Raw genomic sequence first — 13,026 nt, 5'->3', positions numbered from 1 at the left:
TTACGCGTCGATCTGGCGCTCGCCCTCGGCAGCCAGCTCGGCTGCGATGTCGGCGTCGGCAGCGGCCGGCGTCGTGTCGGCGCTGGCCTCGACGACCGGCTCTGCGATCGCGTCTTCCTTCGGCGGCTCGACCATCGCGCCGATGTCGGCACCGGTGCGGCGCTGCTGCTCCTGGCCGCCGCGCGTCGCGGCGATCGCGATCGCCTCGCAGTACAGGCGGATGGCGCGGGCTGCGTCGTCGTTCGCGGGAACCGGGAAGGCGATGCCGTCCGGCGACACGTTCGAATCGAGGATCGCGACGACGGGAATACCCAGCGTGTTCGCTTCCTTGATCGCCAGCTCTTCCTTGTTCGCGTCGATCACGAACATGACGTCGGGGACGCCGCCCATGTCGCGGATGCCGCCGAGCGAGAGCTCGAGCTTGTCCTTCTCGCGGGTGAGCTGGAGCACTTCCTTCTTGGTCAGGCCGACGGTTTCACCCGACAGCATTTCCTCGAGCGTCTTGAGACGCTTGATCGAACCCGAGATGGTCTTCCAGTTGGTGAGCATGCCGCCCAGCCAGCGATGGTTGACGAAATGCTGGCCCGAACGACGCGCTGCGTCCGCGACGGGCTCCTGCGCCTGGCGCTTGGTGCCGACGAACAGGACCTTGCCGCCGCCGGCAACGGCCGACGAGACGAACTCGAGCGCGCGTGCGAACAGCGGCACGGTCTGCGAGAGGTCGAGGATGTGGACGCCGTTGCGATCACCGAAGATGTAGGGCTTCATCTTGGGGTTCCACCGATGCGTCTGGTGGCCGAAATGCGCGCCCGTTTCGATGAGCTGCTGCATGGAGACGACAGGTGCCGCCATAGGGATATATCCTTCCGGTTGTGCCTCTGGGAAGCGGATGACGATCTGTCTCGGAAAATCCGTGACGTCACGCACCGGGCTATGATGCTTCCCATGCGGGTTTGTAGAGCGCGGCCCCCTAGCCGAACCGCTCATGGAACGCAAGGCCTTGACGAATGGAACGCAATGAGAACATAGAGGGCTCAGACAGGGACGGAAGACCGTTTCGCCGCAAAATTCTGCCGATTCGGCTTGGAAAAAATGCGACGAACGGAACGAAGCTTTCTGTTAACCATTTGTGAGTGTTGGGAAACGCTCGCGACTTCCCGGGAGGCACGTCATGGCTGTTCTGAGCATATTGGTTTTCGCAGGCGCATTCGCTCTGTCCGTCACGCTGATCGCGCTGTCGATCGCACCGCAATGGAAGCGCATCGTCCGCCTGGCGATGGGCCATGTCGAGCCCGCGTTCACGACGGTCGGCACCGTGATGGTCGCCGACCGCCGGATCACCGTCAGGCGCTGGGCGTCGTCGCAGACGCTAGTGTCGTCGCGGAAATGGCGCGCTGCCGCCTGACCCTGGCGTAGCTCGCGATGCTGAACGGCATGAACGCGAGATAGATCACGCAGATCGCGCTGAGCGTATGCCAGGGCGCACTCACCAGCGCAGCGCCGAGCAGGACGATCCCCGCCAGCGCTTCGAACCGGATATTGCGGCGTAGCCGCAGCGACCCCCAGGTGAAGGTCGCGATGCTGGACACCATCAGCAGCGCGATGAACGCGACCCAGGGTGCGACGAACCAGGGCGATGCGAACCGCGCGTCGTCGGTCCAGAACCAGAAGAACATTGGCATCAGCGCGAGGCCCGCGCCGACCGGCGCCGGCACGCCGGTGAGGAACCCCGCCGATTTGTGCGGCTGTTCGGTCTCGTCGATCTTGGCGTTGAAGCGCGCGAGGCGCAGCGCGCAGAATACCGCGAAGATCAGCGAACAGATCCAGCCGATCCGCGGCACGCCCGACAACGACCAGAGATAGAGGATGAGCGCTGGCGCGACCCCGAACGAAATCGCGTCCGACAGCGAATCGAGCTCGGCGCCGAACCGGCTCTCGCCGTGCAGCAGCCGCGCGATCCGGCCGTCGACGCCGTCGAGCACGCCCGCGACCATGATCATCGCGACCGCGCTCTGCCATTCGCCGGCGATGGCGAAGCGTACGCCGGTGAGCCCCGAACACAGCGCGAGCGCGGTCACGGCGTTGGGCGCCACCGCCCGCAGCGGCAGGCCGCGCGGCGTCCGTGGCAAGCGCCGCGGCGGTATCATTGCGCCACGCCGGTGACGGGCACGCCCGCGACGCGGCCGAGCACGGTCTCGCCCGCGATGCTGCGCTGGCCAAGCGCGACCTGCGGCACGACATCGTCGGGCAGGTACACGTCGACGCGGCTGCCAAAGCGGATCAGGCCGATGCGCTGGCCGGCCGCGACCATGTCGCCGGCCTTGACGAAGCCGAGGATGCGGCGGGCGACGAGCCCGGCGATCTGCGTGAAGCCGACGCGCTGGCCGTCGCGGCCCTCGACGACGAAATGCTGCCGCTCATTCTCTTCCGACGCCTTGTCGAGGTCGGCATTGACGAACTTGCCCGAGATATAGACGACCTGCTTGATGGTGCCTGCGATCGGCGTGCGGTTGATGTGCACGTCGAACACCGACATGAAGATCGACACGCGCATCAGCGGCGCATCGCCCAGTCCGTTCGCACCGGCGAGCTCGCGCGGCACCGGCATGCGCTGGATCATCGTGATCAACCCGTCAGCGGGCGCGACGATCAGCCCCGGCCCCTGCGGCGTGGTCCGCACCGGATCGCGAAAGAACGTCGCGACCCAGATCACGACGCCGACCATCGGCCAGAACAGCACGTTGCTGACGATCGTCAGCAGCAGCGTGATACCGGTCGCGATCGCGACGTATTTATAGCCTTCCGGATGGACTGCGGGAAATCGCCATTTGACCGTGGAGGTCGCGACGGGCGGCTTTTCTAACGATGGCATGGGCTCGGTCTATCCGTGCTTTTCGTACGACACAACGCTGGAGCGTCGTTTCGGCACGACCGTCATCCTGACACCTCCATCGTCATCCTGACGAAAGTCAGGATCCAGAGCCTCAAACGCCCCGCCTGCTACTCCTGGATCCTGACGTTCGTCAGGATGACGGAACTGGACGGACGGGGCGTCCACCCGGTTGATCCCTGCCGCGCCCTCCCCTAGACGCTCCCCCAAACCCCTCCCCAAAGGAACTGGTAATGGCAAAGATCAAGGTGAAGACGCCCGTCGTGGAGATCGACGGCGACGAGATGACGCGGATCATCTGGGAATGGATCCGTGAGCGCCTGATCAAGCCGTATCTCGACATCGAACTCGATTATTACGACCTCGGCATCGAGCATCGCGACGCGACCGACGACCAGGTCACGATCGACAGCGCCAAAGCGACGCAGAAGTACGGCGTCGCAGTGAAATGCGCGACGATCACCCCCGACGAGGCGCGTGTCGCCGAATTCGGCCTCAAGAAGATGTGGCGTTCGCCCAACGGCACGATCCGCAACATCCTGGGCGGGACGATCTTCCGCGAGCCGATCGTGATCAAGAACGTCCCCCGCCTGATCCCGGGCTGGACGCACCCGATCGTCGTCGGCCGCCACGCATTCGGCGACCAGTATCGCGCGACCGACTATCTGATCCCCGGCCCGGGCAAGCTGCGCCTGGTGTTCGAGGGCGACGACGGCCAGGTCATCGACCGCGAAGTGTTCCAGTTCGAGGGCCCGGGCGTCGCGATGGCGATGTACAACCTCGACGATTCGATCCGCGATTTCGCGCGCGCGTCGATGCACTACGGTCTCAACCTCAAGTGGCCGGTGTACCTGTCGACCAAGAACACCATCCTCAAGGCCTATGACGGCCGCTTCAAGGACATCTTCGCCGAGGTGTTCGAGGCGGAGTTCGCGGACAAGTTCAAGGAAGCGGGCATCGTCTACGAGCATCGCCTGATCGACGACATGGTCGCGTCGGCGCTGAAGTGGAACGGCGAGTTCGTCTGGGCGTGCAAGAACTATGACGGCGACGTCCAGTCGGATCAGGTCGCACAGGGCTTCGGCTCGCTGGGCCTGATGACCTCGATCCTGCTGACCCCGGACGGCAGCGTCGTCGAGGCCGAGGCCGCGCACGGCACGGTCACGCGCCACTTCCGCATGCACGAGCAGGGCAAGGCGACCTCGACCAACCCGATCGCGTCGATCTTCGCCTGGACAGGCGGCCTCAAGTATCGCGGCAAGTTCGACAACACGCCCGACGTGACGAAGTTCGCCGAGACGCTCGAGCGCGTCTGCGTGAAGACCGTCGAGGACGGCCACATGACCAAGGATCTCGCGATCCTGATCGGGCCGAACCAGCCGTGGATGACCACCGAGCAGTTCTTCGAGCAGGTCCGTGCGAACCTCGAAGCCGAAATGGCCAACTGGGCGTAACGTACCCCCCCTTTCCGTCATGCTGAACTCGGTTCAGCATCCACCCGGCCACGGGCGACAGCGGTCGTGGTGGGGTGGACCCTGAACCAAGTTCAGGGTGACGGAAGTCGGGCGGCAGCGCCGCTCATTCGGTCCGATCGACCAAACCACCTGACAAACGGCCCGCGCTCCCTCTAGGGTAGCCACATGGCACTCAGGCTCGACAATCACGGTTTCAGCGACGCGCTCGTCATTCTCGGCGCGGCCGGAATCGTGATTCCCGCGTTCGCGCGGTTCCGGATCAGCCCGGTCATCGGATTCATCCTGGTCGGCCTGCTGGTCGGCCCCGCCGGGCTCGGCGCCTTGGTCGACCGCGTGCCGTGGCTTTACTACCTCACCATATCGAGCCCGGAATCGATCGAGCCGTTCGCCGAGTTCGGCATCATCCTGCTGCTGTTCTCGATCGGCCTCGAACTCTCGTTCCGGCGACTATGGTCGATGAAGCGGCTGGTGTTCGGCACCGGCGCGGCCGAGCTGATCGGCTCGGCGCTGATCATTGGCGTCGCGATCCATTTCATCGGTCAGGGCTGGCCCGGCGCGATCGGCCTCGGCTTCGCGCTCGCGCTGTCCTCGACCGCCCTGGTCCTGCCGCTGGTCGGCACCACCGGCGTGGTCGGACGCGGCGCGTTCGCGATGCTGCTGTTCGAGGATCTGGCGCTGGTGCCGATCATCTTCGTGCTGGGCGCGCTCGCCCCCACCGCGACCGACGACGGCTGGACCAACATCGCCAGCGTCGCGCTGCGCGGCGGACTGACCGTCGTCGCGATGTATGTCGGCGGCCGGCTGATCCTGCCCCGGCTGTTCGGACAAGCGGCGCGCACCAAGAGCCCGGAACTCTTCCTCGCCGCTTCGTTGCTCGTCGTCATCGTCGCCAGCGTCGCGACCACCGCCGCGGGGCTGTCGCCGATCGTCGGCGCGCTGCTCGCCGGGCTGCTGATCGCCGAGACCGAATATCACAGCGAGGTCGAGGTCATCACCGCGCCGTTCAAGGGTCTCGCGCTCGGCGTGTTCCTGATCACGGTCGGCATGAGCCTGGACCTGCGGCTGATCGCGCAGAACTGGCCTGCGCTGCTCGCGGCGGTGGTCGGCGTGGTCGCGGTCAAGGCGGTGGTCACCTTCCTGTTCCTGCGCGTCGCCCACTCGCGTCGCGGCGTCGCGGCGGAGACGGGCCTGCTGATGGGCAGCCCGTCCGAGACCACGCTGATCGTGCTCGCCACCGCCGCGCAGGCGCAGCTGATCCTGCCGTCGACCGCGGCGTTCTGGCAGACCGTCACCGCGATCGGGCTGACCATCACGCCGCTGCTCGCCAAGCTCGGCAGCACCGTGTCGCGCCGGATCGAGAGCCGATCGACCGGCGACGCGGCCGATATCGAGATCGATGCCGACGGTCCCGGCACCGTGCTGATCGGTTTTGGTCGCGTCGGCCGGATGGTCGCCGACATGCTGGCGGTCCACGGCCAGCGCTTCGTGGCGGTCGAGGCCGATATCGACGCGGTCGCCGCCGCCCGTCGCCAGGGCCATCCCGTGCTGTTCGGCGACATCGCGCGTGCCGAGCTCGTCGACCGGCTCAAGCTGCACACCGCCAAGGCGCTGATCCTGACCATGGACGACCCCGTCCTCACCGTCCGCGTCGCCCGCCGCGTCCGCGCGCTGGCGCCCGACCTGCCGATCATCGCGCGCGCCCGCGACACCGCGCACGCCGCCGAGCTCTACCGCGCGGGCGTCACCGATGCGGTGCCCGAGACACTGGAGAGTTCGCTGCAACTGTCCGAGGCGGTGCTGGTCGACCTAGGCGTCGCGATGGGTCCGGTGATCGCATCGATCCACGAGAAGCGCGACGAACTCCGCCAGGAGATCAAGGCCGCCGCCGACATGGTCGTCGAGCCGCGCCGCCGCAAAGCCAAACGAACGCCGCGAACGGCCTGAGCGTCCTCGAGAAATCCCGCGGATCGCGATTGATCCCACGGCCCGATTGGGCCTAGCCTCCGCCATCGTCTTCGGAGCCAGTCCTCATGAAATTGAAACTCGTCCTTCTCGCCTCGATCGCGCTCGCCGCGACGGCGCCCGCCCAGACCACGCCGAAGACCGCCAACCCGGCTCCGGCCGTCGGCGGCGACATTCCCGCGAAGTTCGTGCCGCCGACCGCGGCGCAGGATTATGTGAAGCGCGAAGTGATGATCCCGATGCGCGACGGGACGAAGCTCTACACCGTGATCGTCTATCCCAAGGGCGTGACGAACGCGCCGATCGTGCTGACGCGCACGCCCTACAACGCGAAGGGCCGCGCGAACCGGTCGGACAGTTCGAGCATCCTCGCGACGCTGCCGCTCGCCGACGAGATGTTCGTCAAGGCGGGCTATATCCGCGTCTATCAGGACATCCGCGGCAAATACGGATCGGAAGGCGACTATGTCGTCACGCGCCCGGTGATCGGCCCACTCAACCCGACCAAGGTCGATCATGTCACCGACGCCTATGACACGATCGACTGGCTGGTGAACAAGACGAACCTGCCCGAATCGAACGGCCGCGTCGGGATGATCGGATCGTCCTATGAGGGCTTCACCGTCGTCATGGCGCTGCTCAATCCGCACCCGGCGCTGAAGGTCGCGGCGCCCGAGAGCCCGATGATCGACGGGTGGATGGGCGACGACTGGTTCCACTATGGCGCGTTCCGCCTCGCCAACATCGCCTGGCTGGGCGGCCAGACCGGCTACAAGGGCGCGGGCAAGGCGCCGCCGACCGGCGGTTACGACGATTACGAGAATTTCCGCGACGTCGGCTCGGCGGGCGACTGGGCGAAGAAGTCGGGTTACGACCAGCTCCCCTATTGGCAGCGGATGGTGTCGCACCCTGCCTATGACGAGTTCTGGCAGGGCCAGGCGCTCGACAAGCTGATCGCCGCCAACCCGTCCGACGTGCCCACGATCTGGGAACAGGGCCTGTGGGACCAGGAGGACATGTACGGCGCGGTGATGAGCTGGGAAGCGCTGAAGGCCAAGGGAAAGATCGGCAACAACCATCTCGTGATGGGCCCGTGGCGGCACAGCCAGATCAACCGCGAGGGGCGCAGCCTGGGGCCGTTCGAGTGGAATGGCGACACCGCGGAGCAGTTTCGCGAGGACATGGTGCTGCCGCTGTTCAACCAGTATCTGAAGGACGGCCCCGCGGTCACCCTGCCCGCCGCGACGATCTACAATACCGGCGAGAACCACTGGGACCGGTTCGCGACCTGGCCGCTTGCCTGCGAGACCGGCTGCGCGGCGCCGCTCAAGCCGATCTACCTGCAGGCCGGCGGCGCGCTCGGCTTCGGCGCGGCGACCGCGGGCGGCGACAGCTATGTCTCCGATCCCACCAAGCCGGTGCCACATCTGCCGCGGCCGGTGAACTTCGGTGACGGCCGCTGGGGCGACTGGCTGGTCAGCGACCAGCGGGGCGTCGACGGGCGGCCCGACGTGATGACCTACACGACCGAGGCGCTGACCACGCCGGTGCGCGTGTCGGGTGCGCCGATCGCGGACATCTTCGCCAAGACCACGGGCACCGACGGCGATTTCATCGTCAAGGTGATCGACGTCTATCCGGCGGAGAACGCGACCGAGCCCAAGATGGGCGGGTACCAGCTGGCGATCAGCCAGGACATCTTCCGCGGCCGCTATCGCAACAGCTTTGCCAAGCCGACCGCGATTCCGGCCAACAAGGTGCAGGAATACAAGTTCCGCCTGCCGACCGTGAACCACGTGTTCCAGCCGGGCCACAAGATCATGGTCCAGGTCCAGTCGAGCCAGTTCCCGCTCTACGACCGCAACCCGCAGACCTTCGTCCCCAACATCTTCCTGGCGAAGAAGTCGGACTACAAGGCGGCGACGGTGACGATCGTGCGCGGCGGTCCGCAGGCGAGCGCGGTGCTGCTGCCGGTCGTCCCGGTCGACCAGACCGCCGCGATGGCGAAGTAAGGCGGCACCGACACGCGTTCCCGACGTTATGCGAGGAGGCCGGCGACACCGCCGGCCTCCTTTTTCATTGGGAGAGCACCATGGCGACGACATTGACCGCGAAGTTCGACACGCGGCGCGAAGCCGAGATGACCGTCGAGCGGCTGGTCCAGGAACACGGCCTAGACCGTGCGAAAATTTCCGTCGCGGCGGCGGGCGACGAGAATACGGCGGGCGAGGACGTCGCCGGATCGGACAACGAGGCAGGTGGCCCGAGCCCCGAGCAGCGCGACGACGCGGCGCTGAATGGCCAGGTCAAGGTTTCGGTCGAACTGGCGGACGACGCGGCTGCGACCGCGGTGCGCGAGGCGTTTTCCGAGTTCGATGCTGACGACGTCGCGGCGAAGTAAGAGCGACGTCACGCGATAAGCTTGAGCCTGATCAGGTGCGAGCCCGCTTTACAGACCTTCGTCATGCCGGACTTGGTCCGGCATCCACCGTTCCGCAGACCCTGAGGCTGCTGGGTATGCGGCGCGGTGGACCCCGGACCAAGTCCGGGGTGACGATCTCAGCAGCGATTACCCCCGCCTCACCCCGGCGATCCACGCATCAACCTGTTCCTCCAGCACCCCCAGCGGCAGCGCACCCGAGGCCAGCACCACCTCGTGGAAGTCCGGCAAATCGAACTTCGCCCCCAGCGCCGTCTCCGCCTTCTTCCGCAGCGCGGCGATCCGCAGCTGTCCGACCATGTAGCTCGTCGCCTGCCCCGGATTGTTGATGTAGCGATCGACTTCCTTGGTCACGTCGCGCTGCGACAGCGGTGCGTTCGCGGTGAAATAGGCGATCGCCTGGTCGCGGCTCCAGCGCTTGGCGTGCATCCCCGTGTCGAGCACCAGCCGGCACGCGCGCCAGACCTGCAGCGACAGCATGCCCAGCTCCGAATAGGGATCGGTATAGGCCCCCATCTCTTTCGCAAGCCGTTCCGAGTACAGCCCCCAACCCTCTGTATAGGCGCCGTAATAGCCGAAGCGCCGGAACTTCGGCACGTCGGTGAGCTCCTGCGACCGGGCGATCTGGAAGTGATGGCCGGGCGCGCCCTCGTGGTGCGCGATGCCCTCGACCTGCGGCTTCTGCACCTGATTCATGTCGGCCAGATTGACGTAGAAGATGCCGGGGCGCGAGCCGTCGGGCGCGGGCTGGTTGTAGAAGGCGACCGACGCGGTCTCCTGCCGCCATGCCTCGACCGCACGCACCTCGAGCGGTGCCTTGGGCAGGCGGCGGAAGAAGCGCGGCGCCGCGGCCATCGTCTGCGCGATCGCCGCGCGCGCATCGGCCAGATATTGCTGACGCCCGGCATCGGTATTGGGATATTTGAACGCCGGATCATTACGCAGCCGCGCGAACAGCTCGGCCAGGCTTCCCTTGATCCCCGCACGCGTCATCACCGCGGTCATCTCGGCATGGATCGCCTTGACCTGGTCGAGGCCCAGCTGATGGATCTGGTCGGCGGTCAGGTCGGTGGTCGTGTAGTAAGCGAGCCGCGCCTGGTAATAGGCCGCGCCGTTGGGCAGACTCCACGCGCCGTCATTGCCCTTGGCCTGCGGCTCGATCGCGTCGAGCGTCGCGAACAGCACGTCGAACCCCTGGCGGAACGGCCCCTTCAGCGCCGCGATCGCGTCGGCGAGCAGCGTCGCCTTCACCGCCGCGGGGGCGGTCAGCTTGGCGAGCTTTTCCTTGAAATCGGCGAAGAGGGTGCTGTCCGGGCCGGTATCGAACGGCGCGCCGGTGATGACCTGCCGTGCGTCGCTGCGCGCGGGTGCGAACACCATCTGGGGCGGGACGATCCCCTTGGCTGCCTGCGCGCGCATCCTGGCGGCGGTCTCGCGCATCACGCGCAGCGAATCCCGCAGCCGCGCGACATAGGCGCGCGCGTCGGCGACGGTGTCGACGCGGTGCTCGTTGATCAGGAAGACGGGGATGTCGCCCGCCGGACTGCCGTTGGTCGAGACCGGGAACGCATAGTCGCGAAACGCGAACTGGCGGCGGTCGGTGGCAATCTGGTCCTCGAACAGCCGATAGCTGAGCCGCGCGCCCGCACCGAGCCGCGCGGGCGAGAAGCGGCGCTTCATCTCCGCGAGCTGCGACTCTTCCAGCGCCTGGCGTCGTTGCGCCGCGGCATCGGTATAGTCGTCGAGCCTGTCGTTGTTGGTCTTGAGCCCGAGATTGGTCTGGAACTCGGGGCTGAGCGCGACCTGCGCGTCGAACGCCGCGTCGAGGAAGCGCAGCAGCGCGGCGTCGTCCGTCCCCGCCGCCGGGCCCTGCCCCAGCACCGGCATCGCCACGCTCGCCATCAGCGCACCGAGAAATGCGCGTTTCGTCAGTTCGGTCATGTCCCTCTCCCTTTGTCGCTACGGCTAACCGCGGCGCGGGGATCGGGCAAGCCGGCCGTCTTCAGCCGACCGGTTCGCTCGCGAGCGCAGCAGCGATCATGTCGCGGGCGTCGAGCTTCGCCTTCAGCCGCGTGGCGAGCAGCGCGGTACCGCTAATCTTGCGCTGCACGAACAGCGTGTCGATCGGCGGCACGTGCCAGGTGTCGCGGTCGTTCGCCATCGCAGCGCCCTGCTCGCGCAGCACCGCGACGAACGCGCGGTCGGCGAAATCGAACGGACCGGGCCGGTTGAGTTCGCCTAGCACCACGTCGATCATCCGGTCGACCAGGACGCGGTGCCGGGTGACCGCGGCGTCGCCCAGGAACCCCGCCGATACCGCCGCCTCGCGCACCGCATCGCGGTCGCCGGCGAGTCCGGTGAGCATCAGGGTGCGGTATCCCTCGACCGTCTCGGACTGGACGGCGCGCGCGGCGCCGAAATCGAGCAGCACGAGTTTGCCGGTCGCCGGCTGGTAGCGATAGTTCGCGAAATTGGGGTCGGTCTGCATCAGCCCGAACTCGAACAGCTCGCGCAGCACCAGCGCCACCAGCTTGCGGATCGCGGTGTCGCGGACGTCCTGCTCGGCGCTCTCCAGCGTCTCGATCGGCACGCCATCGACGAAGCTCATCGCCAGCACGTCGTCGCCGGAGAACTCACGGTCGAACGCCGGCACGACATAGTCCGGGCTGTCCGCCAGCAGCGCGCCGAACCGCGCAAGCTGTTCGCCCTCGCGACGATAGTCCGCCTCTTCGTGCAGCTGGCGCTTCGCCTCGGCGAGCAGCGGCGCGATGTCGATCGTCCTGGGCAGCGCACCCGACACGCGCAGCAGCGTCGCGACATTGTCGACATCGGCGTCGATGCTCTCGCGCACGCCGGGATACTGGACCTTGATCGCGAGGTCGCGACCGTCATGCGTGCGTGCGCGGTGGACCTGTCCGATCGACGCCGCGGCGACCGGGTGCGCGTCGAACCGCGCGAACCGGCGGCGCCAGTCCTTGCCCCAGTCGCGTGCGAGGACCTGCTGCAGCTGCGCGGGCGGCATGTGGTGCGCGCGGTCGCGCAATTTGGCGAGGATCTGCGTCAGCTCGGGCGGCAGGAACTCGCCCGAATCGAGCGAGATCATCTGGCCGAGCTTCATCGCCGCGCCGCGCAGGTGCGACAGCTGGTCCGCGACGCGACCGACATTGGCGGGCGTCATGAGCAGGTCGCCCATCCGCGGCCGCTGTCCGTCGGCCAGTCGGCGCGCGCCCTCGGCGATCACGCCGCCCGCGACGCCGCCGGCGAGTTTCCCGAACACGCCGAGCCGGGAAAGTCGGCCACTGGGTACGGCGCGCTCGCGCCCGCTTCTGTCGTCGGTCATGATTGGCCCTTGAAAACTACCACAGGCGGCTGCCCGGAATGCCCTTGAACGGTCCGGCGAACGCGCTGGTGATCCAGCCGCCGTAGAAGCCGCCGGGCTGCGGCACGACCGTCTCGCCATCGACGCTGCACCGGTCGAACGGCGCGGCGTAGAACGCGACGTGATCCTTCAGCATCGCGAACGGCGCGGTCGGCGTCGGATAGCTCCAGCCGATCCGCGGCAGCACGATGTCGCCCAGCACGACGTCCCAATAGACTGCCGCGCCCTTCCATTCGCAGAACGAGCTGCCCTCCGCACGACGCAGCACGCCGTCGCGGATTTCCGCGCGCGGGATGTAGTAGCTGGGCGGATGGCTGGTCTCGAGCGTGCGGATCGCGGCGGGCGTATCGGCGACGATAACGCCGGCATGCTCGATGACGATATGCGCCGCCGAGCGCTCGGCGATCGCCGGGCGCGGGAACGCCCAGACGCTTTCCTGGCCGGGCGCGACGGGATCGGGTTTCGGTCTCATGCGCGTTCCATCCGAAGCGCTAGTCGCTGCAGCGACGGGCGGAGCCGCAGGAACCCGACATAGCCGCGCTCCAGCAGCGACAGGATCAGCGGGTTGCGCGCCGCCAGCCCGAGCGGCCGCAGCACGGGGATCGCGCGCCACATCGCGGCAAACGCCGCCGCGCCCGACAACAGCCGACCATCCTCGCGCGCATGAAACCGCGCGAGCATCGCGGTGCGGTCGAGCGGGCACGACACGGGTTCGCTTCCCGACACGTCGACGAAGTCGATCCGGCGGCGACGGTCGAGGCGGCGCAGGAACGCGATCTCGTGGCGGCACAGGGGACAGCCGCCGTCGTGCCAGACGGTCAGCACGGGCTCGGAAGTGTCGTTCAGCATCACGGTGATAACGTGGTGCGGCTGCGAACGG

General features: G+C 67.3%; 12 protein-coding genes. 5 read left to right on the top strand and 7 right to left on the bottom strand.

The features are described 5' to 3' along the window. Nucleotides 1-852 carry a 30S ribosomal protein S2 gene (gene rpsB, locus FSB78_RS03800; RefSeq protein WP_147080103.1) on the bottom strand — a complete coding sequence of 284 codons (852 nt, stop codon included), beginning with the start codon at nt 850-852 and terminating at the stop codon, nt 1-3. Nucleotides 853-1,171: 319 nt separating this feature from the next. Between rpsB and FSB78_RS03795 the strand changes: the two genes are divergently transcribed. Continuing rightward, nucleotides 1,172-1,405, top strand: coding sequence for a hypothetical protein (locus FSB78_RS03795; protein WP_147080101.1), 234 nt, complete (start codon nt 1,172-1,174; stop codon nt 1,403-1,405). On the opposite strand, the gene pssA is transcribed toward FSB78_RS03795, so the two are convergent. Then, the gene (gene pssA, locus FSB78_RS03790; protein WP_147080099.1) at nt 1,344-2,147 is read right to left on the bottom strand and encodes a CDP-diacylglycerol--serine O-phosphatidyltransferase; all 804 of its coding nucleotides are present in this window, start codon (nt 2,145-2,147) and stop codon (nt 1,344-1,346) included. The genes FSB78_RS03795 and pssA overlap by 62 nt on opposite strands. Beyond that, complete coding sequence (locus tag FSB78_RS03785; protein ID WP_147080097.1) at nt 2,144-2,872, bottom strand: phosphatidylserine decarboxylase; 729 nt, start codon at nt 2,870-2,872, stop codon at nt 2,144-2,146. Before FSB78_RS03785 ends, pssA begins: the two co-directional genes overlap by 4 nt. A 251-nt stretch (nt 2,873-3,123) precedes the next feature. Between FSB78_RS03785 and FSB78_RS03780 the strand changes: the two genes are divergently transcribed. The 4 genes from FSB78_RS03780 to FSB78_RS03765 all read left to right on the top strand — a co-directional run bounded on the left by FSB78_RS03780 (nt 3,124) and on the right by FSB78_RS03765 (nt 8,728). After that, on the top strand, nt 3,124-4,344 hold the full coding sequence (locus FSB78_RS03780) for an NADP-dependent isocitrate dehydrogenase (protein ID WP_147080095.1): 1,221 nt from the start codon (nt 3,124-3,126) through the stop codon (nt 4,342-4,344). A 186-nt stretch (nt 4,345-4,530) separates the two neighbouring features. Then, a complete protein-coding gene (locus tag FSB78_RS03775; protein WP_147080093.1) occupies nt 4,531-6,309 on the top strand; it encodes a cation:proton antiporter domain-containing protein in 1,779 nt (592 codons plus the stop codon). An 86-nt stretch (nt 6,310-6,395) separates the two neighbouring features. After that, nucleotides 6,396-8,339 carry a CocE/NonD family hydrolase gene (locus tag FSB78_RS03770; protein WP_147080091.1) on the top strand — a complete coding sequence of 648 codons (1,944 nt, stop codon included), beginning with the start codon at nt 6,396-6,398 and terminating at the stop codon, nt 8,337-8,339. An 80-nt stretch (nt 8,340-8,419) separates the two neighbouring features. Next, the gene (locus FSB78_RS03765) at nt 8,420-8,728 is read left to right on the top strand and encodes a hypothetical protein (protein WP_147080089.1); all 309 of its coding nucleotides are present in this window, start codon (nt 8,420-8,422) and stop codon (nt 8,726-8,728) included. Between the two features lie 168 nt (nt 8,729-8,896). Here FSB78_RS03765 and FSB78_RS03760 read toward each other — a convergent pair whose 3' ends face one another. The 4 genes from FSB78_RS03760 to FSB78_RS03745 all read right to left on the bottom strand — a co-directional run bounded on the left by FSB78_RS03760 (nt 8,897) and on the right by FSB78_RS03745 (nt 12,995). Further along, the gene (locus FSB78_RS03760; RefSeq protein WP_147080087.1) at nt 8,897-10,708 is read right to left on the bottom strand and encodes a DUF885 domain-containing protein; all 1,812 of its coding nucleotides are present in this window, start codon (nt 10,706-10,708) and stop codon (nt 8,897-8,899) included. A gap of 61 nt (nt 10,709-10,769) precedes the next feature. Continuing rightward, nucleotides 10,770-12,107, bottom strand: a complete 1,338-nt coding sequence (locus tag FSB78_RS03755) for an ABC1 kinase family protein (RefSeq protein ID WP_147080085.1) — start codon at nt 12,105-12,107, stop codon at nt 10,770-10,772. A 16-nt stretch (nt 12,108-12,123) separates the two neighbouring features. Further along, nucleotides 12,124-12,618 (bottom strand): DUF427 domain-containing protein, encoded by a 495-nt coding sequence (locus FSB78_RS03750; protein WP_147080083.1) that lies wholly within the window; start codon nt 12,616-12,618, stop codon nt 12,124-12,126. Beyond that, entirely contained in the window at nt 12,615-12,995 is a 381-nt protein-coding gene (locus FSB78_RS03745) for a DCC1-like thiol-disulfide oxidoreductase family protein (RefSeq protein ID WP_147080081.1), read from the bottom strand. The genes FSB78_RS03750 and FSB78_RS03745 overlap by 4 nt, the downstream gene beginning before the upstream one ends. Nucleotides 12,996-13,026: the final 31 nt, after the last annotated feature.

Origin of the sequence: Sphingomonas ginsenosidivorax (assembly GCF_007995065.1) — a bacterium.
GTDB lineage: Bacteria > Pseudomonadota > Alphaproteobacteria > Sphingomonadales > Sphingomonadaceae > Sphingomonas > Sphingomonas ginsenosidivorax.
This window is presented reverse-complemented; position numbering and strand designations above follow the sequence as displayed.